Origin of the sequence: Micromonospora sp. NPDC048894, from assembly GCF_040649765.1 — a bacterium.
GTDB classification, from domain to species: domain Bacteria; phylum Actinomycetota; class Actinomycetes; order Mycobacteriales; family Micromonosporaceae; genus Micromonospora; species Micromonospora antibiotica.
On record NZ_JBEZFY010000004.1, the window covers coordinates 166,406 to 191,588 of the forward strand.

Consider the following 25,183-nt stretch of genomic DNA (forward strand, 5'->3'; position numbering starts at 1 on the left):
AGGGCGTCGCACGGCGTCGTCACGGCGCTCCCGACACGCGCCGTGACCAGGCAACGCCACCCCCGCCGCGCCCTGACGCACCCTCACCCCGGGAGTACGCGTGATCCGTCCCCAGCTGTCGCTCCGGCGACCGCTCGCCGTGACCGCCGCCGCCCTGGCCGGCCTGGCCACGGTCCTCGCCTGCACCACCCCGGCGGGCGCCAGCTCACCCTCGCCGTCCCCCACGCCCACCACGACGGCGAGCGCGACCGCCACCACCCCGGCGGGCGGGCAGTCCACGTCGTCCTGTGTCGCCGCCGCCGACGCGCGTTACACGCACACCTTCGACGGTCCGGCGGGCCGCGCCTCGATCACCCTGACCAACGGCCCACTCTGCCGGGGCGAGGAGCAGGACCTGGCCCTGGTGTCGTACGTGACGCCGTCGGCGACGTTCGCCGTGCCGCAGTACGTGCTCGACAAGTCGATCAAGAAGTTCACCGGGGTCGCCCCGGGCGAGCTGGGGGTGGCCACCCTCGACTTCGCCGTCGAGGTGCCGAACTGCCACACCCAGGTCGACTTCGTCTTCGGCAGCAAGCTGATCGACCCGCTGACCGACACCAGTGACCGGTACGGCGACCGCAAGGTCGGCAGCCCGTCCGGCATCGGCGCCCGCTCCACCGGCCCGCGTGCCTGGTTCAACGGCGGTTCGGGCACCTGCTCGGCGGCCCCCGAGGTGATCGCCGAGTCCGACTGCGACGGCAACGTCGAACTGACCCTGGTCAACCGCAGCGGCAACGCCGCGGCGACGTTCACCATCACCGGCAGCGGTGGCTTCACCGAGAAGGTGACCGTCCCCCTGCGCAAGATCGAGACCCGCAAGCTCAGCGCCGGGGAGGCGCAGGAGATCACCGTGGCCGCCGCCGGCATGAAGGACTTCACCGGTGGGTGGCAGAAGCCCGAGGACTGCCAGCAGCCCGAGGTCGGCACGCCCAACGCCAGCTATGAGTCCAGCTGCGACAAGATGGTCTTCCGGATCAGCAACCCGGAGGACGGCACCCCGCTGACCTCGGTCTTCACCCCCAACAAGGGCGAGCCGAAGAAGCTCACCGTCGAACCGGGACGGACCGGGACGGTCAGCTTCCCCGCCACCAAGGGGCTCACCGTCACCGTCACCGGTGACCTCGACTCCGGCGGCCCGGTGAAGTGGGAGCAGCCGGAGGACTGCCCGTCCACCGGTGGTGGCGGTGGCGGCGGCGACCAGGACGGCGGCCTCCCGGTGACCGGTGCGGCGGCCGGCGCCATCGCCGCCGGCGCGGCCACCCTGCTGGTGGCCGGCGCGGTGCTCTTCCTCGTCGCCCGACGCCGACGGATCCACTTCACCGTCTGACCGCAGCACGCCCCCGGGGCGCGTCGACCGACCGGTCGACGCGCCCCGCGCGTTTCGGGCTTGACCCTGCCGCAGCGTCAACCCCGGATGCTGACGCCATGTCAGCCGATCAATCGACAATGTCGCCGGCCCGCGGGCCCGCCATCCAGGTCCGGAGCCTGACGAAGTCCTACCGGGAACTGCGCGTGCTGCGCGGGGTGGACCTCGACGTGGCACCGGGCAGCATCCTCGCCCTGCTCGGCGCCAACGGGGCGGGGAAGACCACCCTGGTACGCATCCTGGCCACCCTGCTCAAACCCGACGGCGGGACGGCCCACGTGCACGGTCTCGACGTCACCACCCGGGCGGCGAGGGTACGGGAGTCCGTCAGCCTCACCGGCCAGTTCGCCGCCGTCGACGAGATCCTCACCGGCCGGGAGAACCTGGTGCTGGTCGCCCGGCTGCGCCACCTGCGCGACCCCGGTCGGGTCGCCGACGACCTGCTCGGCCGCTTCGCGCTCACCGAGGCGGGAGGCCGGCGGGTGGGCACGTACTCCGGTGGGATGCGCCGTCGCCTCGACATCGCGATGAGCCTCATCGGCGACCCGCCGGTGATCTTCCTCGACGAACCGACCACCGGGCTCGACCCGCAGGGCCGGCTGGAGGTGTGGCAGGCCGTCCGGGAACTCGCCCGGCAGGGCACGACGGTGCTGCTCACCACGCAGTACCTCGACGAGGCAGAGCAGCTCGCCGACCGGATCGCCGTCCTGCACCACGGGCGCATCATCGCCGACGGCACGCTCGCCGAACTCCGCCGGCTGCTCCCGCCCGCCACCGTCGAGTACGTCGAGAAGCAGCCCACCCTGGAGGACGTGTTCCTCGCCATCGTCGGCGACGGCGGCGACGACGGCACCAGCACCCGCACCCGCACCCGCACCGACGACACCGTGGACGCCGTCGCCCCGACGGCACGAGCAGTTGAGGAACCCCGATGACCAGACACTTCCTCGGTGACACCGCCGCCCTGCTGGGGCGGTCACTGCGACACATCAGCCGCAGCCCGGACACCATCATCACCACCGCGATCATGCCGATCGCGTTCCTGCTGCTCTTCGTCTACGTGTTCGGCGGCGCGATCGAAACCGGGTCCGACCGGTACGTCAACTACCTGCTGCCCGGCATCCTGCTCATCACCGTCGTCTCCGGCATCTCCTACACCGCCTACCGGCTCTTCCTGGACCTCAAGGGCGGCATCTTCGAACGGTTCCAGTCCATGCCGATCGCCCGCTCGGCCGTGCTCTGGGCGCACGTGCTGACCTCGCTGGTGGCCAACCTGATCTCACTCGTGGTGGTGGTGCTGGTGGCGCTGGCCATGGGCTTCCGTTCGGGGGCCGGCGTGCTGGGCTGGCTGGCGGTCGCCGGCATCATGCTGCTGTTCACCCTGGCGCTGACCTGGCTCGCGGTCATCCCGGGCCTCACCGCCACCTCCGTCGACGGTGCGAGCGCGTTCTCCTACCCGCTCATCCTGCTGCCGTTCGTCAGCTCGGCCTTCGTGCCCACCGACACCATGCCCGGCCCGGTGCGCGCGTTCGCCGAACACCAGCCGGTGACGTCCATCGTGAACACGATCCGCGCCCTGTTCGCCGGCCAGCCGGTGGGCGGCGACATCTGGACCGCGCTCGCCTGGTGCGCCGGCCTCCTCGTCCTCGCGTACGCCGGCGCGATGGTCGTCCACCACCGCAAGGTCGGTTGACGGTGCTCCCGGGTCGGGCAGGCTGAGGCCATGTTGACGATCGGACGGTTGGCGTCCTACGCCGGGGTGACCATCCGCGCCGTACGGCACTACCACCAGATCGGGTTGCTGCCGGAGCCGGAACGCGACGCCTCCGGCTACCGGACGTACGACGCGGCTGCGGTGGTCCGGCTGGTGAGGATCCGGACCCTCGCCGAGGCCGGCGTCCCGCTGGCCCGGGTCCGCGAACTGCTCGACGCCGACGCGGAGACGTTCACCGCCGCCACCGCCGAGATCGACCGCCAGCTGCGGGCCCAGATCCGGGCGCTGCAGGAGCACCGACGGCGGATCGCCCGGCTCAGCGGCGGTGACACCCTCGCCGTCCCCGCGGAGGTGGTCGACTACCTGGACCGGCTCCGCGCCGCCGGGGTGCCACCGGTCGCCGTCGAGGCCGAACGCGACGGGTGGATCCTGATGGCGGCGCGGTGGCCGGACGCCATCAAGGGGCTGATGGCCGACAAGGTGGCCCAGCTGGACAACCCCCAGGTCATCCAGCTCTACCGGCTGATCGGCCGGGTCGCCGAGAACTGGCAGGACGAGGAGTTGCTGCACGAGACGGCCGACCTGATGGCCGACCTGTTCGCGCAGGCGGAGGCCGCCGGGGAGTTGGAGATGCAGGAGGACGTCACCCCGGACCCCGCGTTCGTCCGGTTGATGGACTCGTTCGCCGACGCCGCCCATCCCGTCGTCAGGCGACTGCGCAGACTCGTCGCCGACCGGGGCTGGACCGGCTGGACCGTCGTCGAGAAACGCCGCCCCTGAGCCGCCGGGCGGTAGCCCTCCGTCCGGGGGACGCCGCCGGGCGGTAGCCCCCCGTCCCGGGGACGCCGGCCGACGGGTCGACCGGCACCCCGACGGCCGACCGCCGTCCCCCACGCCCGGGGGCGGCGGTCAGCCCTTCTCCAGGTATTCCGCGCGTTCCTCGTCGACCAGGGCGGCGACCGAGGCGGCCAGCGCCGGGTGCCGCGCCAACTGCGGGTCCTGCTCGACCAGGGTGAGCGCCTCGGCGCGGGCGTCCCGGATCAGGTCGGCGTCGCGCAGCAGGGACAGCAGCCGCAGGTGCGAGCGACGACCGGACTGGGTCGCCCCCAGCACGTCACCCTCCCGGCGCTGCTCCAGATCCAGCTCGGCCAGCTTGAACCCGTCGGTGGTGGAGGCGACCGCGTCCAACCGTTCCCGCGCCGACGAACCCTCGGCCGCCTCGCTGACCAGCAGGCAGAGCCCGGGGGCCGCGCCCCGGCCGACCCGCCCCCGCAGCTGGTGCAGCTGGGAGACACCGAACCGGTCTGCGTCCAGGACGATCATCACGGTGGCGTTGGGCACGTTCACGCCGACCTCCACCACCGTGGTCGCGACCAGCACGTCCAGGTCGCCGTCGGCGAAGGACCGCATCACCGCGTCCTTCTCGTCGGCGGGCAGCCGCCCGTGCAGGACGCCGATCCGCAGCCCGTGCAGCGGCCCCTCGGCGAGCAGCGGCGCCACCTCGGTCACCGCCAGCGGTGGACGTCGTCCGTTGTCGTCCTCGCGGGGTGGCTCCTCCTCGGCCGCCGGCCCCTCGCCGATGCGCGGGCACACCACGTACGCCTGGTGGCCGGCGGTGACCTCCTCGCGCACCCGCCGCCAGGCCCGGTCCAGGAAGGCTGGTTTCTCCGCCACCGGCACCACGTGCGAGGCGATCGGGGAGCGTCCCTGCGGCAACTGGGACAGGGTGGAGGTCTCCAGGTCGCCGTAGACGGTCATCGCCACCGTGCGGGGGATCGGGGTGGCGGTCATCACCAGCACGTGCGGTGGCTGGTCGGCCTTGGCGCGCAGGGCGTCGCGCTGCTCCACGCCGAAACGGTGCTGCTCGTCGACCACCACCAGGCCCAGGTCGGCGAAGTCGACCCCCTCGTAGAGCAGGGCGTGGGTGCCGAGCACGATGCCGGCCCGCCCCTGCGCCACCTCGGCCAGGGCCCGCCGTCGGGCTGCCGCGCCCAGCGAGCCGGTGACCAGCTCCACCCGGGTCGCGTCGTCGGCCGCCCCCAGCTCACCGGCCTGTGCCAGCGGGCCGAGCAGGTCGAGCATGCCCCGGTGGTGCTGGGCGGCGAGCACCTCGGTCGGGGCGAGCAGTGCCGCCTGACCTCCCGCGTCGACCACCTGGAGCATCGCCCGCAACGCCACCACCGTCTTGCCGGAACCGACCTCGCCCTGCAACAGCCGGTGCATCGGGTGCGGGGTGGCCAGGTCGGCGGCGATCTCGACGCCGACGTCACGCTGGCCGGGGGTCAGCTCGTAGGGCAGCCGGGCGTCGAACGCGTCGAGCAGGCCACCCGCCTTCGCGGGGCGCGGGGTGGCCGGCGAGGACGCCGACCGCAGCTTGCGCTGCACCAGGGTCAGCTGCACGGCGAACGCCTCGTCCCACTTGAGCCGGCGGCGGGCCCGGTACAGCTCCTCCTTGCTGGACGGCCGGTGGATCTCGCGCAGCGCGGTGTCGATGCCGACCAGCTTCCGGCCGACCCGCATCGGCGTGGGCAGCGGGTCGTCCGGCGGGGTGACGGTGTCCAGCACCACCCGGACGCAGCGGGCGATCACCCAGGTCGGCACGGCTGCGGCGGCCGGGTAGACCGGAATCAGCGCCCCGGCGAACTCCTCGACCTCCTCGGAGGCCGCCACCTCACCCTCGCCCCCCTCACCGAGCAGGACGTACTCCGGGCCGTTGAGCTGCCGCTTGCCCCGGAACTCGGTGACCTTGCCGGCGAACAGCCCCCACCGGCCGGGGCGCAGTTCCCGCTCCCGCCACGCCTGGTTGCCGAAGAAGGTGAGCGTCAGCGTCCCGCCGGAGTTGTCGCCGACGGTCACCTCCAGCAGGTTGCCCCGCCGCTGCCGCATGGGGCGGACCGCCGTGCGCTGCACCTGGGCCAGGACGGTGACCTGCTCACCGACGTCCAACGAACGGATGTCGGTGTGCTCGCCGCGCTCGTCGTACCGGCGCGGGAAGTGGTAGATCAGGTCACCGGCGGTGTGCAGGTCGAGGTGACCGGCGAGCGCCTTGGCGGTCTTCTCCCCCACCAGCTTGGTGAGCGCGGTGTCCACCGTGGCCGGCTCGGACGTCGTCATTCGACCCCCACCAGGAGCGGATAGTGCGGTTGCCCACCCGAATACGCCTGCACCTCGACGAAGGGCCAGCGCCGGGTCACGTGCGCCCGGACCGCCTCGGCGAGGCCGGCGGGGGCGTCCGCGCCGGTGAGCAGGGTGACCAGTTCACCGCCGCCGCCGAGCATCCGGTCGACCACGGCGGCGCAGGTGTCGACCAGGTCGCTGCCGATCAGGTGGACCTCCCCCTCGACCAGGGCCAGCACGTCACCGGGGCGGCACGGGCCGGCCACGGTGAGCGCCTCCCGGCTGGCGTGGCACACCTCGGCGTACCGGCAGGCACCGGCGGCCTCGGCCATCGCGATGACGTCGTCGGCGAACCGGCGCTGCGGGTCGCGGACGGCGAGCGCGGCGAGCGCCTGCACCGGCGAGCGGGTCGGCACCACGCTCACCTCCACCCCGAGCCGGTGCGCCTCCCGGGCGGCGGCGTTCGCCACCGCCTGGGTGTTCGGGTCGTTGGGGAGCACCACCACCCGGGCGGCGGCGGTGGCCCGGATCGCGTCCAGCAGCTCGCCGGTGGACGGGTTGCCCGGCACCACCGTCGCGCCCTCCCCGCCGAACAGCTCGGCGATGCCGACGCCGGGCGCGACCACCACGGCCGCCCGGCCGTCGGCGGCGGGGCCGGGTCGCCGGGCCGGCGCGGCCTGGTCGGCGAACCGGGTCACCGATATCCGGTACGGCCGGCCGGCGGCCACCCCGGCCTCGACGGCCGCCCCGACGTCGTTGACGTGGACGTGGACGTTCCAGGTGCCGGACTCCGCCGGCGTACCGGCGTCACCTACCACCACCAGCGAGTCGCCCAGCGTGGCCAGCTCGGCGCGCATCCGGGTCACCGCCTCGTGCGGCGCGTCGAGCAGGAACTGCACCTCGTAGGCGTAGTCGGAGGAGCCGGTCTCCCGGACGGCGGTCAGCGGCCCACGGGCCGGACGGGTCACCGGCGCAGGCCCGGCCGCAGGCTCCCCCGTGACCACCTCGACCAGGGCGTCGAGCAGCAGGCAGAGTCCCCGGCCACCGGCGTCGACCACCCCGGCACGGGCCAGCGCGGGCAACTGGTCGGGGGTACGGGCCAGCGCGCGGGCCGCCTCCCCGGCGGCGGCCCGGACCACCGTGCGCAGGTCGTCGCTGTCGGCCTGCTCGGCGGCGGTCGCGGCGGCGGCGACCACGCTGAGCACCGTGCCCTCGACCGGCTGGGCCACCGCGGCGTAGGCGGCGGTGGTGGCGTCGCGCAGCGCACCGGCCAACGCCCGGCCGGCGACGGTGGGCACACCGCCGAGTGCCTCGGCGAGCCCGCGCAGGAGCTGCGAGAGGATCACCCCGGAGTTGCCCCGGGCACCGAGCAACGCACCCCTGGCCATCAGCCGCAGCGCGTGCCCGTGCGCGGTGTCGCCGTCCTCCGGCAGGGTGCCGAGGCCCACCGACAGCGCCTGCTGGGCCGAGGTGAGGGTGAGCACGAGGTTGGTGCCGGTGTCCCCGTCGGGCACGGGATAGACGTTGAGGTCGTCGATCTCACCCTGGTGCCGGCGCAGCGCGGCGAGACCGCTCGCGCACCAGCGGCGTACCGCGGCGGCGTCGAGGGTGTCCAGCACGGCCAGAAGCCTACTGGCGGCGGCCGACACCCGCCGGGGTCGGCCGGCGTGTCCCTGGGCCGGCCGGCGGCGACGCCTTCCGACGGTGGCCGGCCCGGTCCGCGCGCCGTGCGGGACGGTGACCAGCTGCCCGCCACACGGTGGCCGGCTGGCCGCCACAGGGGGCCGGGACGGGCCGGTTGGGCGGGGCGGGGGTGCATCGGGTAACCTGGCCAGGTTGTCCGGGCAGCGCCTGCCGGCGACCTCATGAACGTATCAATCTCAGGAGTATCCCGTGGCTAGCGTGTGCGACGTCTGTGGCAAGGGGCCGGGCTTCGGCCACAACGTGTCCCACTCGCACCGGCGGACCAACCGCCGCTGGAACCCGAACATCCAGTCGGTGCGTACCCCGGCCGGTGGCGGCAACACCAAGAAGCTCCAGGTCTGCACCTCGTGCATCAAGGCCGGCAAGGTCACCCGCGCCTGACCAGGTAACACCACCACCGCTCCAGCTCCGACAGTACCGGCGGGCCGTCCTGGCCCGCCGGTACTGTCGTGTCCCCGCACCCGGTGGCCGACCCGTACGGAGGACGACCGTTGGACCTTGACCTGGGCCCTGACGAGATGATCGTGGTGGGCGCCTCGATCGGCATGATGCACTGGTTCGCCGAGGAGCTGCCGCCGGGCAGCGTGGTACTCGTCGAGGAGCCGGAGATCATCGCCCGGCGGGCCGTCACCACGACGGTGACCCGCCTGCCGGTGGTCTCGCGCGTGGTGTCCGCCCGCTACCAGACCGGGTTGGACGTCGAGGAGTTGCTCGCCCGCGAGCCGGGGCTGACCACCGCCCGGCTGGTGATGCCCGGCCTGGAGTACGCGGTCGGTGCCGCCGCCCGGCTCGCCGACCGGCTGGGCCTGCCCGGGGCCGGCCCACAGGCCGCCGACGTCTTCTCCGACAAGCACCGGATGCGCCTGCTCGCCGACCGGGCCGGGCTGGCCAATCCGGCGTACGAGCTGGTCGACTCCCCGCAGCGGGCGGCGACGTTCGCGGCCCGGTTCGGTGGCCGCTGCGTGTTGAAGCCGACCCGCCGCTCCGGCAGCCTCGGCGTGCAACTGATCGCCCCCGGTGACGACGTGTCGGCGGCCTGGTCGGCGACCGCCGCCCCGGAGGAACCGGTGGAGGCGGCCAGCGACCTGCCCACCGAGGTGCTGGTCGAGCAGACCCTGGTCGGCCCGGAATACAGCGTCGAGCTGTTGGTCGCCGACGGCGAGGTGTGCTTCGGCAACGTCACCGACAAGCGGGTGCTGCCGGGTCGTCGCCCGGTGGAGACCGGGCACACGGTCCCCTCGGCGCTGCCGGCGGCCGGCCGGGCGGAACTGGTCGAGGCAGCCACCCGGCTGGCGACGGCGGCCGGTTTCCGCACCGGAGTGCTGCACAGCGAGTGGATCGTCGCCGACGGGGTGCCGACGCTTGTGGAGTGCGCCGCCCGGCTGCCCGGAGACATGATCTCCGCGTTGGTCTCGGTGGCGTACGAGTGCGGTTTCATCGACGCCTACCTGCGGACGCTGCGCGGCGAGCGGCCCCGGCTCCCGGCCCGGCCGTCCGGGGCGGCGGCGGTGGAGTTCCTGCTGCCACCGCCGGGGACGCTCACCGCGATCGACGGGCTGCGCGACGCCCGGCGGGTGCCCGGTGTGCTGGCCGTGCAGCTCGACGTGGCGGTCGGCGACCGGGTCGGTGACGTCACCTCGTCGGTGCGGCGCGGCGGGCACGTGCTGGCCTGGGGCGCCGACCCGGCGGAGGCGACCGCCACGGCCCGCGCCGGTGCCGACCGGTTCCGCTTCACCGTCGCCTGACACCGCCGCACCGGCCGGGTGGGTCGGGGATTCACCCGGTGGCACGGCCCTGCGGCGGGCGGGTCAGAGTGGCCGGCCGAACGACAGGCAGCCGGGAGCGTCGGCGTAGTAGCCGAAGTTGGCGATCCGCTCGTACCCCGCCGAGGTGTAGAGGGCGACCGCCTCGGGCTGCCGGTCGCCGCACTCCAGGATGATCCGCCGGCGACCGTGCCGGCGGGCCGACTCCTCGACGGCGGCGAGCAGGGCGCGGGCCGCACCGCGCCCCCGCACGGCCGGCACGGTGTACATCCGCTTCAGCTCCGCGGCGTCGTCGCCGTGGCTGCGCCACCCCGCGCAGCCGACCGGGGCACCGTCGAGGTGGGCGACGAGGAACTCACCGTGCGGTGGGACGAACTCGGTCGGGTCGATGGGGGTGTCGTCGCCGCTGCCGCCGTACCGGACGCCCAGGTCGGCCATGGTCGCCCGGATCAGCGTCTGCGCCACCGGCGAGTCGAAGCCGAGCGGCCGGATCTCGATCTCACTCACGGGTGAAGGGTACGACTGCCCCTTACCGGAAGTGCTCCCAGCCGGCCGGTCCGTCGTACGCGTCACCGTCGACGGTCACCCCGACGCCCTCGACCACCTGGCCCACCGTCCGCCACGACGACGGCAGGGTCACCGCCGGGGGGAAGGTGGCGACCAGGGCGTGATCGTCGCCACCGGCCAGGATCCAGGTGTACGGGTCGACGCCGAGCGCCTGGGCGGCGTCACGCATCTGCGGGGGCACCTCGAAGGCGTCCCGGCGCAGGTCGACCCCGACGCCGCTGGCCTTCGCCAGGTGACCCAGATCGGCCAGCAACCCGTCCGACACGTCGATCATGGCGGTGGCGCCGAGCCGGGCGGCCTCCGGTCCGGCCGGGTACGGCACCTCCGGCCGCCGGTACGCCTCGACCAGCAGGCGCGGGGTCCGGAACCCCCGGGAGAGCACGGTCAGCCCGGCGGCGGCCCACCCGGTCCGGCCGGCCAGCGCCACCACGTCACCCGGCCGGGCACCGGAGCGGACCACCGGTGCCCGGCCGGCCAGGTCGCCGAGGGCGGTCACCGCGATGGTCAGGGTGGGGCTGGCGGACATGTCGCCGCCGACCACGCCCGCGCCGACCAGCGCAGCCTCGGCGGCCAGCCCGTCGGCCAGCTCCTCCGCCCAGGCGGTGTCCAGGTCGGCGGGGATGCACAGGGCCACCAGCAGGGCGGTGGGGGTCGCGCCCATCGCGGCGACGTCGGCGAGGTTGGCCGCCGCCGCCCGGTGCCCGACGTCGCGGGCGCTCGACCAGTCCCGCCGGAAGTGCCGCCCCTCGACCAGCACGTCGGTGGAGGCGACCACCCGCCGGTCGGGGGCGGCCACCACGGCGGCGTCGTCACCCGGCCCGAGCAGGCATGACGCTCCGTACGTCAGCCGGGCGGTCACCCGGTCGATGAGACCGAACTCGCCCACGTCCGCGACACCCATGTCTTCCTTCCGACACGCTCGCTAGCTGCTTGACCTCGACCACCGATAGGGATCGCGCCTGCTCCGTAGGGTATTTTCACCCTTCGGGCCGCCCCTGGGCGGCGACGGACGGAGGTCGAGTCGTGGTACAGGCGTACATCCTCATCCAGACCGAGGTGGGCCGGGCGCGGGACGTGGCCGGTCTGATCGCGGACCTTGCCGGCGTGGTACGCGTCGACGCCGTCACCGGGCCGTACGACGTGGTGGTCCTCACCGAGGCGAACACCGTCGACGAGCTCGGCAAACTGATCGTCAGCAACGTGCAGATGGTGCCCGGCATCACCCGCACCCTCACGTGTTCGGTGGTGCGCCTGTAAGTGGACGAGAAGACTCCCTCCCCCGAGATCCCGACCGACGCCGCGCCCGGCACCGACCGGCCCGCCACCGGCGCACCCACCACCGACCGGCCCAGCACCGACCAGGGCAGCACCGGCCGGCCCAGCACCGACCAGGGCAGCACCGGCCGGCCCAGCACCGGCCAACCCACCAGCGACCGGGACAGCACCGACCGGCCCGCTGCGGACCGGTCGACCCGGCGGGCCGCGTTGTGGGCCACCCTGGTCGCCGTGCCGGTGACGGTGGCCGTGGCGGGGTTCACCTTCGCCAAGCTGTCCCCGGACCCGCCGGTCGCCGCGCCGAGCGCTTCGCCGACCACCCTGCGCCCCCAGTCCAGCGCCCCGGTCGAGATGGCCGCCCCGGCGTTGGCCGAGCGCCCGGGGGTGGTGTGCCGGGCGCTGGTGTCGCAGCTGCCGGCCACCGTCCGGGAACTCGCCCAGCGCCCGGTGACCGCCGGTGCCGAGCAGAACGCCGCCTACGGTGACCCGGCGTTGACCGTCGCCTGCGGTGGCCCCGAGCCGACCGTGGACGCCACCGCCGACGTGTGGACCGTCAACGGGGTCTGCTGGTATGCCGACGAACGGTCGGATGCCACGGTGCTCACCACGCTCGACCGGGAGACGGCGGTCACGGTGACGGTGCCCCGGGCGTACGAGGGGCCGTTGCAGTGGCTCACCCCGGTCTCCGACGCGGTGGTCGCCTCCGTGCCGTCCGGCGGCGACGGCCCGTCCGGGTGCCGACGCTGAGGTCCGGTCCCGGCCTGCGTGCCCGCCCGACCGGTACGTGTCCTTGCCCGCACCGGGCCGTGTGCCCGTGCCCGCATCGGTCGACCGGACCGGGGTGAGGGCGACGCGACGGTCCGGAAAATCGTTTGACGGCACCGATAATCTGATCCTCCGTACCTGCGGCTGACCGTGGGTGGCGAGGGGGCCCTGCCCCCTCACCGCCCAGGAGCCGCCATGCGTCGGACGCCCGCCCTCTCCTTCCTGCTCGTCACCGTCTTCCTGGACATGCTCGGGCTCGGCCTGATCGTGCCGACGGTGCCGGCCCTGTTGACCGCCGTCACCGCCGACGCCGCCGCCGCGGTCCGCTGGTCCGGCCTGCTCGGCTCGCTCTACGGCCTGTTGCAGTTCGTCGTCTCGCCGCTGCTCGGCCAACTCTCCGACCGGTACGGCCGGCGGCCGGTCCTGCTCGTCTCGCTGGGTTGCCTCGGCGTCGACTGGCTGGCCCACGCCAGCTCCCCCGGCCCGTGGACGCTGCTGGTGTTCCACAGCCTCGCCGGCGCCTGCGCGGGCACCTACACCGTGGTCAACGCATACCTGGCGGACGTCACGGCGCCCGAGGACCGGGCCGGTGCGTTCGGGGCGGTGGGTGCCGCGTTCGGGCTGGGTTTCGTGGCCGGGCCGGTCGTCGGCGGCCTGCTCGGCACCGTCGACGTACGCCTGCCGTTCCTCGCCGCCGCCGCGCTGTCCTTCGCCAACGTCGGGTACGGCTGGCTCGTGCTGCCCGAGTCGCGGCCCGGCGACCGCAGCACCCCGTTGACCCTGCGGACGGCGAACCCGGTCAGCGCCATCGTCGTCGTGCTGCGTCGACCGGTGCTCGGGCGGCTCGCGTACGCCCGGTTCTGCGCCGACGTCGCCCGGATGACCCACCAGTCGACCTGGACGTTCTTCCTCACCCACCAGTTCGCCTGGGGCACCGCGCGGGTCGGCGTGGTGCTGGCGGCGGGGGCCCTGGCCGGCGCGCTCTTCCAGGCCAGGGCCGTCGGGCCGATCGTGCGCCGGCTCGGGGACAAGCGGGCCGCGGTGTTCGGCGGCGTGCTCGGCGTCGCCACCCTGGCGGGTACGGCGTTCGTCTCGACGCCCTGGCTGCTCCACGTGCTCCAGGCGGTGGGTGTGCTCGCCACGGTCGGCGGCGTCGCCGCGCAGGCGTGGCTCTCCCGGATCGTGCGGGCCGACGAGCAGGGCACCGTGCAGGGGGCGTTGACCGGGATCGGGGCCGCCGCCGAGTCGGTGGTGCCGGTCCTGGCCGGCGCGGTCTTCGCCTGGTCGCTGTCCCACGCGTCGCCGGGCCTGGTCCTCGCCGGGGCGGCCGGCTGGGCGGCCGGCTCGACGCTCCTGCTGGCCACGACACCCGACCTGCACCGGCCCTGACCTGTCGACGCCGGTGTCACCCACAGGCGTCGGGCCGTCCGGAGCTGCCGGTCGGCCCACGTCGGCGGTGGCACCGGCGGGCAGCCGGGCGGCCGGGCCCGGGAGAAACTGCGCGGCCGATGGTGTCGGGCCCTGTCCACCGAGTCGCCGAGTGGGACCGCGCCGGGGATGCGCCGATCCGGCGTCTGCCGTTTCGTCCCGGCATCACCTTCGGCTCAGGACGCGCACATCTACTCCTGCATTTGCGTCCCGTGGAAGTTCCACGAAACCGATCGGATAGTAAAACGATTTGGCCCGGACGGTGCTGATAGGGGAGACAGTGGACGACTTCCAAAGGATGGGAATGGGCAACTCCTGACGCTGGGAACCGCTTCTGCCGAAACTGGCTGATTCGGCGGTCAGCGCCGTGGTATTCGCCATTTCCGGTCGAGTTCACACACCCGCAGGGTCGAGGAAACTCAACATTCTCCACTATGTGCCGCCGATCAAGCGATTGCCCGACAAAAGGCACGCCCGACCCCACCCGCACCACCGAAACAGGGATTTGAGCTGGGAAAACGTCGATCACTCCAGGTCCCGGCCCGCCGCGTACCGGCCGCACGGTGCACCGTCAACCGAAGGGATGGTCGGGTAATCGGCTGATCGGCGGGCCAGCATGGACTGATCGGCCATTCTTGCCGCACCTCAATTGCCGCAACCCGAGCGAATGGCTGAGGTAAGCCCGGTTCCACGCCCGACCACGGCCCACATTCTGGCCACCGCCGGCTACAGCGGTGTGAAGTGAACGTGAATGAGGTGTTTCGGCTCCTCTGGAAAAGAGCACGTCAGCATGGCTGGCACCGACCGGCAACACCGTCAAGATCAGCAAAAAACGCGTTACCGGAAGTCACGACCGGGTGCCCGGCACTAACACCCGACCCCGCTTGCGTCAATGGTCCACATGCGACAGGATCATGCACGGAATCCGCACCAACAATTGCTAGCCTTCGATGGCAACCCCGTCATCCATACAGGATCGGCGGCATTGTTCACATCTCCTCATCGGAGGTCACCACATGGTCCACACCGGACCTACCCGTCGTCGCGCGAACCGATTCGCCCTCGCCGGGCTGACCGCACTCACGGTCCTGCTCGGCACCCAGACCCCGGGCCTCGCCCAGCCGCCGACCGCGCCGCGCACGCTGGCCCAGCCGCCGAGCGCACCCGGCCTCGGCCAGGTCGCGAGCAAGAAGGAGTCCCGCCCCGGCCCGCTGCCCACCCGGGCCGGCACCGTCAAGGTCGCCCCGTCGTCGTCGGGTGCCCGCAGCGGCGGCGTCGGCACCCAGGCGATCAACGACAAGGTCGCGCTCCGGACGCTGATCCTGGCCACCGACCCGGCGGACTTCGGCGTGGCCACGCTCACCACCACCCTCAACCGCGTCGGCGCGAGCTACGACATCCTCTACACGACCACCCAGACGCTCTCGGCGAGCACGCTCGTCGACGGCAACGGGGTGGGCAAGTACAACGCGGTCATCCTCACCAACAGCATGCAGCTCTACGAGTCGGGCGGTAACTACCTCAGCGGCCTGACCAGCACGGAGTGGAACACCCTCTGGTCCTACGAGCGCAACTTCGAGGTGCGGCAGGTCGCCCTCTACACCAGCTACGGCACCTGGCCGGAGGACTACTGCCTCAACTCCGTCAGTGAGGGCGCGGTCGGCGAGACCCCGCTGCCCGTCTCGCTGACCAGCAGCGGCGCGGCGGTCTTCGACTACCTCAAGAGCACCGCCCAGATCCCGATCACCCAGTCGTACGTCTACCGCACCTCGATCCGGGCCGGCTGCAACGCCGAGGCCCTGATGACCAACGGCTCCGACGTGCTGGCCGTGCGCACCACCTCGACCGACGGCCGGGAGCGGATCGCGCTGACCTTCACCGCCAACCAGTACCTGTTCCACGCGGACCTGCTGGTCTACGGCCTGTTCCGGTGGGCGACCAAGGGCCTGTTCCTCGGTGAGCAGAAGCACCACCTCAACGTCGACATCGACGACTGGTTCGCCGCCTCGGCCCACTACATGGACGACGGCACCGTCGACTACGGCCCCGCGATCCGGGTCACCGGGCACGACGCGGTCAACCTCGACGCGAAGCAGACCGCGCTGCGCACCGCGCACCCGCTGGCCTCGGGCTTCACCTTCAACATCCCCTACAACGGCGCGCAGATCGACCCGTTCGCCGGCAACACGTGCAGCCCCAACGGGGATGCCAACACCCTCACCGCCACCACGAAGTGCCTGAAGAACAACTTCCGGTGGATCAACCACACGTTGAGCCACCCGGCGCTGAACACCACGGACTACGCCACCAACCACGAAGAGATCAGCGAGAACCAGACCGCGGGCACCGCCATCGGGCTGAACCCCCCGGCCACCGTGCTCAAGACCCCCGAGTACTCCGGTCTCGGGGTCTACAACAACTCCAGCGGCGTGCTCACCGACCACGGCCTCACCGCGTCCAACCCGGACCTGATCGAGGCGGCGGCGGATCTCGGCGTCACCACGGTGGCCGGCAACATGTCGTTCGCCAGCCACGTGCCGGCGAACTTCAACGGCTCCACCGCGCACCCGCTGGACCCGAGCATCGTGGTGGTGCCGTGCTGGCCGACGAACATCGCCTACCACACCACCAACCAGGCGGAGGAGGCGCACTTCTACAACTCCTTCTACGGCCCGACCGGCGCCTTCCCGTACTGGCCCACCGACCGCACCTACGCCCAGGTCCTGGACTACGAGTCCACGGTGGGCCTGCAGCACGTGTCGTCCGGCTCGATCTACTCGCACACGTTCCACATCGCCAACGTGCGTGACTACGGCTCGGGCAACACGCTGCTCACCGACTGGGTCGACGCCGTGCTGACCAAGTACGACTCGTTCTACTCGGTGCCGCTGCTCAACTCGGCGTGGACCGACATCGCCGCCTACACCAGGACCCGGACGGCCCACTTCGCGGCGCTGAGCGCCGGGGCGTCCGCGATCTACGACCGGACCACCGGGGAGATCACGGTGACCTCGCCGGCCGCCGGCTCGCTGCAACTCGGTGGCGTGACCGCGGCCACCGCCGGTGCCGGCTCGTACGGCACCGACGTCACCGTCCCGGTGACGCTGGCGGCCAACACCGCCGTGACGTTCAACGCCGCTCCCCGCGCGTAGCGCGGGACGGCTCAGCCAAGCACAGAGAAACGGGGGGAACCGGTGCGGATCGCGCTGGTCTCGGAGGGCACCTACCCGTACGCGATGGGTGGGGTGAGCATCTGGTGCGAGCAGCTCATCCGAGGAATGCCGGACTACCGGTGGGAGGTCGTGGCGCTCACCGTGGACGGCACCGAGGAGCCGGTGTTCGACCGGCCGGCGAACCTCGACCGCGTGCACTCGATCCCGTTGTGGGGCGGCCGGCCGACAGGCCGCCGCCCCCGGCGGGGGGTGCTGGTCCCCTCCGGGCGGCCCGGCGCGGAGTTCATCGAGTCCTACGAGGTGTTCCTGCGGGCGCTGGTCACCCCCCTGGAGTCGACCCGCTCCCAGGCCGGCTCGGTCAACCGCAGCACCTTCCTGCTCGCCCTGCGCGGCATGTTCGAGTACGCCTCCGGTGGCGGCGACCTGGGCGCGGCCCTGCTGTCCAACGAGGCGCTGCGGATGATGCTGGAGGCCTGGCACACCCTGCGGGTCGAGGAGACCGGGCCCGCGCCCACCGTCGCCGACGCGCTGGAGGCGGCCTGGCTCATCTCGCACATGCTGCGGCCGTTGAGCGCGCCACCGGTACGCGCCGACATCGTGCACTCGTCGATGAACGGCCTCGCCACGCTCGTCGGCATGGCGGCCACCTGGACGTACGGCACCCCGCTGGTGCTCTCGGAGCACGGCATCTACCTGCGCGAGCGCTACATCTCCTACCTGCACGACGACGCACCGCACCCGGTCCGGGTGCTGGTGCTGAGCTTCTTCCGCTCGCTGGCCGGCGCGGCCTACCTGATCACCGGCGCGCTCGCACCGCACTCGCAGTACAACCGGCGGTGGCAGCTACACAACGGCGCCGACCCCGAGCGGATGTGGACGATGTACAACGGCGTCGACCCGGACGAGTTCCCACCCGCGGCCGGCGAGCCGGACGTGCCGACCATCTCGTTCATGGGCCGGATCGACCCGCTGAAGGACCTGCACACCCTGATCCGGGCGTTCGCGCTGGTACGGGCCGAGATCCCCGAGGCCCGGCTGCGCATCTTCGGCGGGACGCCGGCCGCCAACAAGGTCTACCACGAGAGCTGCGAGGCGCTGATCGACGAACTCGGGCTCACCGGGCACGCGGTCCTGGAGGGCCGGGTCGGCAGCGCCGTCGAGGCGTACCACGCCGGCAGCCTGGTGGCGCTTACCAGCATCTCCGAGGGTTTTCCCTACACGGTGGTGGAGGCGATGGCGTGCGGCCGGCCGACGGTGTGCACCAACGTCGGCGGGGTCGCCGAGGCGGTCGGTGACACCGGGTTCGTCGTCGCGCCGCGTGACGTACCCGCGATCGCCGCCGCCTGCGTCACGATGCTCAACGACCGGGAGCTGCGGCTGCGCCTCGGGGTGGCCGCCCGGGGCCGGGTGCTGGAGCGGTTCACCCTGCAACGCTCGTTGCAGGCGTACCGCGACATCTACGAGGGACTCGCCGCGCCCCGGACCACCTCCCCCGCGCCGAAGCGGCTGCGCGGTCAGGCCCAGGGCTGGGTACGCGTCCCGAACCGGCCGACCCGCCCCGGGGTGGCGTCCGTCACCGCCCGCCCCGCCGCCGGGTTCGCCGCCCCACCCGAGGTGGCCCCCGTCGCCCGGCCCGAGCCGACGCCCGTCACCGCCCGGCCCGAGCCGACCCCGGTCACCGTCCGGCCCGAGATGTCTCCCGTGGCCGGACGGGTGCCCCGCCAGCGTGGACCCGAGCAGTACTCGTCGGCCGCATACCGGACCCACCACGACCCGAACTCGTCCGGGCCGGAGCTGCCGCAACCGACCACGCCGGGCCCGGACGACGAGCAGACGATCGCCATCCTGCGCGGTGGCCGCTGATGACCGGAGCCAACGACCCGGACGTCACCGACCCGTTGTTCCGCCCCGCCGCCACGATGACCACCGAGCCGGGGCCGTCCGACGGGCGGGCGGACAACCCCGAGCGCACGATCCTGCTGCCCCGGATCTCCACCGACCCGGTCGACGACCTGGTCGAGCGGATCCGGCCCCAGCTGACCCGGGCGGTGGACGCGCTCCAGGTCGCCGCCGCCCTGGAGGCCGACGGGCACACCGACCGGGCCGCCCAGGTCGAGTACGGCTACCGGGACGTCTTCGTCCTGGCCCTGGAGGTGTTCCGGCGGCTGGGGCCGACCCCGGAGATGGTGGACGGGCCGCGCACCACGTCGGCGACCGACCGCGACCGGTGGGCCGACCTGCGGACGATCTCGCACGGCCTGCTGTACGTGCTGCCGAGCGCCGCGTTCCCCGCCGTGTTGTCGGTCGTGGGACGACCGGGCCTGGTGGTCGGCCTGATCCTCGCCGGGACGGTCGGCTGGATCTGGTCGGGGATGGTCGCTTACGCGGCGTTCCGCCTGCTCGGCCTCGGTCGGGCCCGCTCGGCCAGCCGGGTGCTGCGGATCGCCGCGTTGACCGCTCCCCTGCTCGGCCTGACCGCCGGTGCGGTGATGCTGCCCTACGGTGGCCTGCCGCTCGCCGCGATGATGCTCTGTCAACTGACGTACCAGCTGGCCAGCACGTTGCTGATCTTCTACCGGCGGGAGGGCTGGCTGGCCGGGGCGATGGTCCCGGCCGTGCTGGGCAGCGCGGTCTTCCTGAGCACCGGCGGTGCGACCGAGCGGCGCTGGGCGGTGGGCGCGGCGGCCCTCGGCGTGCTGGTCGCCTTCGCCGCCGGGCTCTGGGCCACCCGCTCCGCCGCCCGGTCGACGGAGCCGGCGCCCCGGGACCCGCTCTGGCCACCGGTGTCCACCCTGCTCGGCGTCGCCGGTTACGGGTTCTGCTCGGCGGCGTTGCTCTTCCACGCGCAGGCGCCGTACCTGCTGGGGCAGTGGGACGTCGCGGCGTCGGCGGTGCCGCTGATCCTGTCGATGGGGTTCGTCGAGTGGCGGACCAGCCGGTTCTGGGCAGCCGGGGTGGCGTTGTCCCGGCGGGCCCGGCTCCCGCGCAGCTTCGTCGTGGGGATCTGGCGGGCGATCGGCCGGGAGGTCGCGGCGTGCCTCGCGGTGCCGGCGGCACTGGGGGTGCTGCTGCTCGCCGGGCTGACCCAGCTGGGCGTGCTCTCCACCGCCGGGGTGGTGATGACGGCCGCGCACGTCGCCCTCGCCGGGGCGTACTACCTGGCCTTCCTGCTGGCCGGGCAGGGCCGGTACGGCTGGTTGTGCCTGTCCATGACGGTCGTGGTCGCGCTGCACGTCGGCCTCGGCGCGCTGCTCGGCGTCGCCCCGCTGCTCGGGCAGGGCGGCAGCCCGGTCACCGACACCTCGCTGTACCTGGGCAGCGTGCTGCTGCTCCAGGCACTGTTCGCGCTCGGTCTGATTCCGGTGATCGGGCAGGTTCGGCACTACCGATAGTCCACTCGAGACCTATGGGGAGGTCCGGTTGCACGCGGTGATCCTTGCCGGCGGCAAAGGGGTGCGGCTGAAGCCGTACACCACGACGCTGCCGAAACCCCTGATGCCCATCGGGGACAGCCACTCGATCCTGCAGATCGTGCTCGACCAGCTCGCCTCGCGCGGGTTCACCTCGGTGACCCTGGCGATCAACCATCTCGGCCCGCTGATCCGGGCCTTCGTGGGTGACGGCAACCGGTGGGGCCTGACCATCGACTACATCGAGGAGGACAAGCCGCTGTCCACGGTGGGCCCGCTGTTCGGCCTGAAGGACCGGTTGCCCGACGAGTTCCTGGTGATGAACGGTGACGTCCTCACCGATCTGGACTACGGCGACCTGCTGCGCAGCCACCAGCTCTCCGGCGCCGGCCTGACCCTGGCGACCTCCGAGCGGGTGCACCGGATCGACTTCGGCGTGCTCGACGTGGACGCCGGCCGGGTGGTCGGGTTCCGGGAGAAGCCGGCGCTGCGCTACCCGGTCAGCATGGGCGTCTACGGAATGTCGCTGCGGACCCTGGAGCCCTATCAGGCCGGACTGGCCCTCGGCTTCGACCAACTGGTGCTGGACCTGCTCGCGGGCGGTGACCCGCCGATGACGTACCCGTTCGACGGGTTCTGGCTCGACATCGGCCGGCCGGAGGACTACGACGAGGCGAACCGCTCGTTCCCCCAGCTCAAGCCGATCCTGCTGCCCAGCCGGTCGGGGCCGGTCGAGGTCGCCATCGGCGAGGGGACGACACCGCTGGCCGTTGCCGAGGGGACCGAGCCGCTGGCCGTCGGCGACCTGTCGGGCGTCGCGGACCTGCCGGGCGTCGTGCGGGCCGGGGAGCTGACGTGACCCGGGTGCTGCTGTTCGGGGCGTCCGGCTTCATCGGCGGGCACGCCCGCGACGCGTTGGCCGCGGACCACCGGGTGACCGAGGTGATCTGCCCGGGGCGGGCCGCCCACGACCTGCTCGACGGCACGCCGGCCGCGCTCACCGGATTGCTGCGCGAGGTCGCCCCGGACGCGGTGGTCAACTGCGTGGGCGCCCTCACCGGCACCGCCGCCCAACTGGTCACGGCGAACACGCTGGTCGCGGCGAAGCTGCTGGCGGCGACCGCCGACGCGGTGCCGCAGGCCCGGCTGGTCCGGCTCGGCTCGGCCGGGGAGTACGGGCCGGTGCCGCAGCGGCTCCCGGTCACCGAGGACGCCCCGGCCCGGCCGGTCAGCGCGTACGGCGTCAGTCACCTGGCCGGAACCCGGTTGTTCCAGCTCGCCGGGGAGGCCGGCGAGGTCGACGCGGTCTCGTTGCGGGTGTTCAACCCGATCGGCCCCGGCATGTCGCAGGAGAACCTGCTCGGTCGGGCGGCGGACCGGTTGCGGGCCGCGCTGGCCGACGGGGCCACCGAGATCACCCTGGGGCCACTGTCGGCGTACCGGGACTTCGTCGACGTGCGGGACCTCGCCGCGCTGATCGTCGCGGCGACGCTCGCACCCGAACTGCCGCACCGGGTGGTCAACGCCGGCAGCGGCCGGGCGGTCACCGCCCGGGAGGCGGTCGGGTTGCTGGCCGGCGCGGCGGGCTACGACGGCCGCATCCGCGAGGTGGGCGTCGGACCGCAGCGCTCGCAGGCGGTCGACTGGATCCAGGCCGGCATCGGCCGGGCCGGCGAGCTGGGCTGGTCGCCGGTACGCGACCTGGAGACATCGATCAAGGACATCTGGGCCGCGGGCGCGGCGCGGTGAGCCGCGCCGACCGCTCCCCCGTCACGACACACCCGCACAACTGAGAGGACACGCATGAGCATGAAGATCGGGGTCGTGGGCCTGGGCTACGTGGGGCTCACCCTCACCGCCGCCCTCGCCGACAAGGGCTTCACGGTGTACGGCGCGGACGTCTCACCGGCGGTGCTGGACGCGCTCTCGCACGGCCGGCCACACATCTTCGAACCCGGCATCGACGACGTCTTCGCCGCCCACCTGGGCAAGAACATCCATGTCGCCGCCGACCTGCCGAAGGACACCGTCGACGTGGCGGTGATCAGCGTGTCGACGCCGGTGGACAACATGACCCACCGGCCCAACCTGGCGAACCTCGCCGCCGCCGCCCGGGTGGTGGCCGGCAGTTGCCGCCCGGACACCCTGGTGGTGGTGCGCAGCACCGTGCCGGTCGGCACCAGCCGCCGGGTGGTGCTGCCCGAGTTGCAGGCCGCCTGGGGTGAGCGGGTGAAGCTGGTGATGGCCCCGGAGCGCACCATCCAGGGGCAGGCGCTGCGGGAACTCGTCGAGCTGCCGCAGGTCGTCGGTGGCCTGGACGAGGAGAGCCTCGCCGCCGGGATCGCGTTCTTCAACGGGCTGGCGCGCACCGTCGTCCCGGTGTCCGGGTTGGAGACCGCCGAGCTGGTGAAGCTGTCCAACAACTGCCACACCGACCTGATCTACGCGTTCGGCAACGAGATCGCGCTGATCGCCGAGCGGCACGGCCTCGACCCGTTGGAGGTGATCCGGGCGACGAACGTCGACTACCCGCGCCCGGATCTCGCCAAGCCCGGGTACGTGGGCGGTGGCTGCCTCTCCAAGGACCCGTACATCATGATCGACAGTGCGGGTGACCGCCGGCCGTTCCTCGTCGGCAAGGCCCGCCAGCTCAACGAGTACCTGCCGATCCACGTCGGCGAGACCGTGGTCCGGATGCTGGTCGAGGCGCGGGGGCGCAGTCTCGGCGCCCGGCTGGCGGTGCTGGGGTGGGCCTACAAGGGTTGGCCGGCCACCGATGACATGCGCGGCACCCCGATCGAGCCGATGATGCGGGTCTTCTCCGCCGCCGGGGTCACCGTCCTGGGGCACGACCCGATGGTCACCGACGACGTGATCAGGCAGTACGGCGGCGAGCCGGTCAGCCTGGACAAGGCGTTCACCGAGGCGGACGCCGTGCTGATCATCAACGACCACCCCGACTACCGGGCGCTGCGGGTGCCGGAGGTGCTCGGGGCGACGCCGCCGGCCTTCGTCTACGACTCGTGGCGGGTACTCGACGGCGAAGCGGTCAGGGCTGCCGGGGTCCGCTACGCCGGACTCGGCTACCTGCCTCCCGCGCCGACCGGTCCGGGCGACGGCGGTGCGGCCGGCACTGCCGCCGGTGCGGGCACGTCGGCCGCCGGGGCGGTGTCGGCATGAGGGCCCTGCTGCTCGGCGGCGCCGGCTTCATCGGCCTGCACCTCGCCCGCCGGCTCGTCGCCGACGGTCACCAGGTCACCATCGTGGACGACTTCTCCCGGGGCCGCGACGACGCCGACCTCGACCGGTTGCGCGCCGATCCGGCCGTCCAGGTGATCTCCGGCGATCTGACCAGCCCGGACACCTGGGCCGCCCTGCCCACCGGATGGGACCAGATCTACCTGCTCGCCGCCGTGGTCGGGGTGCGCAACGTGGAGCAGGACCCGGCCCGGGTGATCCGGGTCAACACCCTGTCGGCGCTGCACCTGCTCGACTGGGTGACCCCGGGTGAGCGGGTCTTCTTCGCCTCCACCAGCGAGGTCTACGCCGGGGGCGTGACGGCCGGGGTGGTGCCGGTGCCGACGGCCGAGACGGTGCCGGCGATGATCTCCGACGTCGCGGCCCCCCGCTTCGCGTACGCGGCCAGCAAGCTGCTCGGTGAGGCCGCGTTCCTGCACACGGCCCGCGCCAAGGGCTTCGAGACGGTGGTGGGCCGGTTCCACAACGTGTACGGCCCCCGGATGGGCGCGGACCACGTCATCCCGGAGATGTCCCTGCGCGCCCTGCGGGGGGCCGACCCGTTCCCGGTCCCCGGCGCCGACCAGTACCGGGCGTTCTGCCACGTCGACGACGCGGTCGAGGCGATGCTGCGGCTGATGGGGGCACCGGCCGCCGCCGGTCAGATCGTGCACATCGGCAACGACCGGGAGGAGACCAACATCGGCGACCTGGCCAAGCTGGTCCTGCGGGTGGCCGGGGTGAGCCCCGCCATCGCACCCGAGAGCGCGCCGCCGGGATCGGTCGCCCGCCGCTGCCCGGACCTGTCCCGGCTGCGGGAGCTGACCGGTTACGAGCCGGGTGTCAGCCTGGAGGAGGGCGTCCGCAGCACGTTCGCCTGGTACCGGGAGCACGGGTGGGCGTGATGAGCCGACGTCCCATCTGCTTCTACTACGGCGACGGCCGACTGCCCGAGCTGTCCAGGTACGTGCGGGTGGTCCTGCAACCGGACTTCTACCGGCCGGCCGAACTGCGCTACCTCGCGGCGCAGGACGTGCAGACCCTCGGCTACCTGTCGCTGTCGGAGGACCAGGGGCCACCCGCGCCCTGGCAGCGGCGGGAACGCAACCCGGACTGGGGCGGCGCGTTCGTCCACGTCGACCACCCACTCTGGGTGGCGCACGTGATCGGGCAGGCGAAGCAGGCGATCGCGCAGGGATTCGCGGGGCTCTTCCTGGACACGCTCAACGTCGAGCTGACCTTCCCGGAGGACGTGCCGCACCTGCTCACCCTGGTCGCCGCCATCCGGGAGGAGGCCCGACCGGCGTACCTGCTGGCGAACCGGGGCTTCGGGATGCTGCCCCGGCTGGCCGAGATCGTCGACGGGATCGTCTTCGAGTCGTTCTCGGCCCGGTGGACCGACCAGGGCTACGCGCCGTGGCCGCCCGACGTGCTGGAGTTCCACGCCCAGATCGCCGAGCAGCTGCTCCAGTTGGAGCTGGACCTCTACAGCCTCGACTACGCCGACAGCCAGGGGCTGACCGATTTCGCGGAGCGCCGGGCCCGCCAGTTCGGGCTCCAGTCCTCGGTCAGCGACCGCGCCCTGTCCCGTACCTGATCATCCGGCGGGGGCGTCTGCCCCGCCG

The 25,183-nt window shown here is 73.0% G+C and carries 21 protein-coding genes; 17 read left to right on the top strand and 4 right to left on the bottom strand.

What is annotated here, in order from left to right; genetic code table 11:
* The first annotated feature begins 100 nt into the window (after positions 1-100).
* From AB0C22_RS10385 to AB0C22_RS10400, 4 genes are all read left to right on the top strand, one after another.
* Positions 101-1,366: a cell wall anchor protein gene (locus AB0C22_RS10385; RefSeq protein ID WP_357534587.1), complete on the top strand. Its 1,266-nt coding sequence runs from the start codon at positions 101-103 to the stop codon at positions 1,364-1,366.
* 98 nt (positions 1,367-1,464) lie between these two features.
* Positions 1,465-2,340 (top strand): ABC transporter ATP-binding protein, encoded by an 876-nt coding sequence (locus tag AB0C22_RS10390; protein ID WP_255597919.1) that lies wholly within the window; start codon positions 1,465-1,467, stop codon positions 2,338-2,340.
* Positions 2,337-3,098 carry an ABC transporter permease gene (locus tag AB0C22_RS10395; protein ID WP_357534589.1) on the top strand — a complete coding sequence of 254 codons (762 nt, stop codon included), beginning with the start codon at positions 2,337-2,339 and terminating at the stop codon, positions 3,096-3,098. Before AB0C22_RS10390 ends, AB0C22_RS10395 begins: the two co-directional genes overlap by 4 nt.
* Before the next feature lie 30 nt (positions 3,099-3,128).
* Positions 3,129-3,899, top strand: coding sequence for a MerR family transcriptional regulator (locus AB0C22_RS10400; RefSeq protein WP_357534591.1), 771 nt, complete (start codon positions 3,129-3,131; stop codon positions 3,897-3,899).
* Positions 3,900-4,028: 129 nt separating this feature from the next.
* Here the strand turns inward: AB0C22_RS10400 and recG are convergent, their stop codons facing one another.
* Positions 4,029-6,233, bottom strand: coding sequence for an ATP-dependent DNA helicase RecG (recG, locus tag AB0C22_RS10405; protein ID WP_219468245.1), 2,205 nt, complete (start codon positions 6,231-6,233; stop codon positions 4,029-4,031).
* A complete protein-coding gene (locus AB0C22_RS10410; protein WP_219468241.1) occupies positions 6,230-7,855 on the bottom strand; it encodes a DAK2 domain-containing protein in 1,626 nt (541 codons plus the stop codon). Before AB0C22_RS10410 ends, recG begins: the two co-directional genes overlap by 4 nt.
* A 274-nt stretch (positions 7,856-8,129) precedes the next feature.
* Here AB0C22_RS10410 and rpmB point away from each other — a divergent pair, with 274 nt between their 5' ends.
* Together rpmB and AB0C22_RS10420 are read left to right on the top strand one after the other, a co-directional pair.
* Positions 8,130-8,321 (top strand): 50S ribosomal protein L28, encoded by a 192-nt coding sequence (gene rpmB / locus AB0C22_RS10415; protein WP_007456456.1) that lies wholly within the window; start codon positions 8,130-8,132, stop codon positions 8,319-8,321.
* Between the two features lie 110 nt (positions 8,322-8,431).
* Positions 8,432-9,685, top strand: a complete 1,254-nt coding sequence (locus tag AB0C22_RS10420) for an ATP-grasp domain-containing protein (RefSeq protein WP_357534594.1) — start codon at positions 8,432-8,434, stop codon at positions 9,683-9,685.
* A 63-nt stretch (positions 9,686-9,748) separates the two neighbouring features.
* On the opposite strand, the gene AB0C22_RS10425 is transcribed toward AB0C22_RS10420, so the two are convergent.
* Together AB0C22_RS10425 and AB0C22_RS10430 are read right to left on the bottom strand one after the other, a co-directional pair.
* Positions 9,749-10,210: a GNAT family N-acetyltransferase gene (locus AB0C22_RS10425; RefSeq protein ID WP_219468236.1), complete on the bottom strand. Its 462-nt coding sequence runs from the start codon at positions 10,208-10,210 to the stop codon at positions 9,749-9,751.
* A 22-nt stretch (positions 10,211-10,232) separates the two neighbouring features.
* Entirely contained in the window at positions 10,233-11,171 is a 939-nt protein-coding gene (locus tag AB0C22_RS10430; protein WP_219468234.1) for a thiamine-phosphate kinase, read from the bottom strand.
* A gap of 122 nt (positions 11,172-11,293) precedes the next feature.
* Between AB0C22_RS10430 and AB0C22_RS10435 the strand changes: the two genes are divergently transcribed.
* The 11 genes from AB0C22_RS10435 (at position 11,294) to AB0C22_RS10485 (ending at position 25,155) form a co-directional block, all read left to right on the top strand.
* Positions 11,294-11,527: an Lrp/AsnC ligand binding domain-containing protein gene (locus tag AB0C22_RS10435; protein ID WP_088646044.1), complete on the top strand. Its 234-nt coding sequence runs from the start codon at positions 11,294-11,296 to the stop codon at positions 11,525-11,527.
* A 228-nt stretch (positions 11,528-11,755) separates the two neighbouring features.
* On the top strand, positions 11,756-12,292 hold the full coding sequence (locus AB0C22_RS10440; protein ID WP_208567446.1) for a DUF3515 family protein: 537 nt from the start codon (positions 11,756-11,758) through the stop codon (positions 12,290-12,292).
* Positions 12,293-12,505: 213 nt separating this feature from the next.
* On the top strand, positions 12,506-13,699 hold the full coding sequence (locus AB0C22_RS10445) for an MFS transporter (RefSeq protein ID WP_219468231.1): 1,194 nt from the start codon (positions 12,506-12,508) through the stop codon (positions 13,697-13,699).
* A gap of 1,055 nt (positions 13,700-14,754) precedes the next feature.
* Positions 14,755-16,890: a hypothetical protein gene (locus AB0C22_RS10450; protein WP_357534597.1), complete on the top strand. Its 2,136-nt coding sequence runs from the start codon at positions 14,755-14,757 to the stop codon at positions 16,888-16,890.
* Positions 16,891-16,932: 42 nt separating this feature from the next.
* Positions 16,933-18,774, top strand: a complete 1,842-nt coding sequence (gene pelF, locus AB0C22_RS10455; RefSeq protein WP_357534599.1) for a GT4 family glycosyltransferase PelF — start codon at positions 16,933-16,935, stop codon at positions 18,772-18,774.
* A complete protein-coding gene (locus tag AB0C22_RS10460) occupies positions 18,774-20,303 on the top strand; it encodes a hypothetical protein (protein WP_357534601.1) in 1,530 nt (509 codons plus the stop codon). The genes pelF and AB0C22_RS10460 overlap by 1 nt, the downstream gene beginning before the upstream one ends.
* A gap of 37 nt (positions 20,304-20,340) precedes the next feature.
* Complete coding sequence (locus AB0C22_RS10465; protein ID WP_357534874.1) at positions 20,341-21,180, top strand: nucleotidyltransferase family protein; 840 nt, start codon at positions 20,341-20,343, stop codon at positions 21,178-21,180.
* On the top strand, positions 21,177-22,070 hold the full coding sequence (locus AB0C22_RS10470; protein ID WP_219468218.1) for an NAD(P)-dependent oxidoreductase: 894 nt from the start codon (positions 21,177-21,179) through the stop codon (positions 22,068-22,070). The genes AB0C22_RS10465 and AB0C22_RS10470 overlap by 4 nt, the downstream gene beginning before the upstream one ends.
* 54 nt (positions 22,071-22,124) lie before the next feature.
* Positions 22,125-23,501, top strand: a complete 1,377-nt coding sequence (locus AB0C22_RS10475; protein ID WP_255597918.1) for a nucleotide sugar dehydrogenase — start codon at positions 22,125-22,127, stop codon at positions 23,499-23,501.
* Positions 23,498-24,463 (top strand): NAD-dependent epimerase/dehydratase family protein, encoded by a 966-nt coding sequence (locus AB0C22_RS10480; RefSeq protein ID WP_219468215.1) that lies wholly within the window; start codon positions 23,498-23,500, stop codon positions 24,461-24,463. The genes AB0C22_RS10475 and AB0C22_RS10480 overlap by 4 nt, the downstream gene beginning before the upstream one ends.
* Positions 24,463-25,155 (top strand): hypothetical protein, encoded by a 693-nt coding sequence (locus tag AB0C22_RS10485; RefSeq protein ID WP_244252298.1) that lies wholly within the window; start codon positions 24,463-24,465, stop codon positions 25,153-25,155. The genes AB0C22_RS10480 and AB0C22_RS10485 overlap by 1 nt, the downstream gene beginning before the upstream one ends.
* The last annotated feature ends 28 nt before the right edge of the window (positions 25,156-25,183 follow it).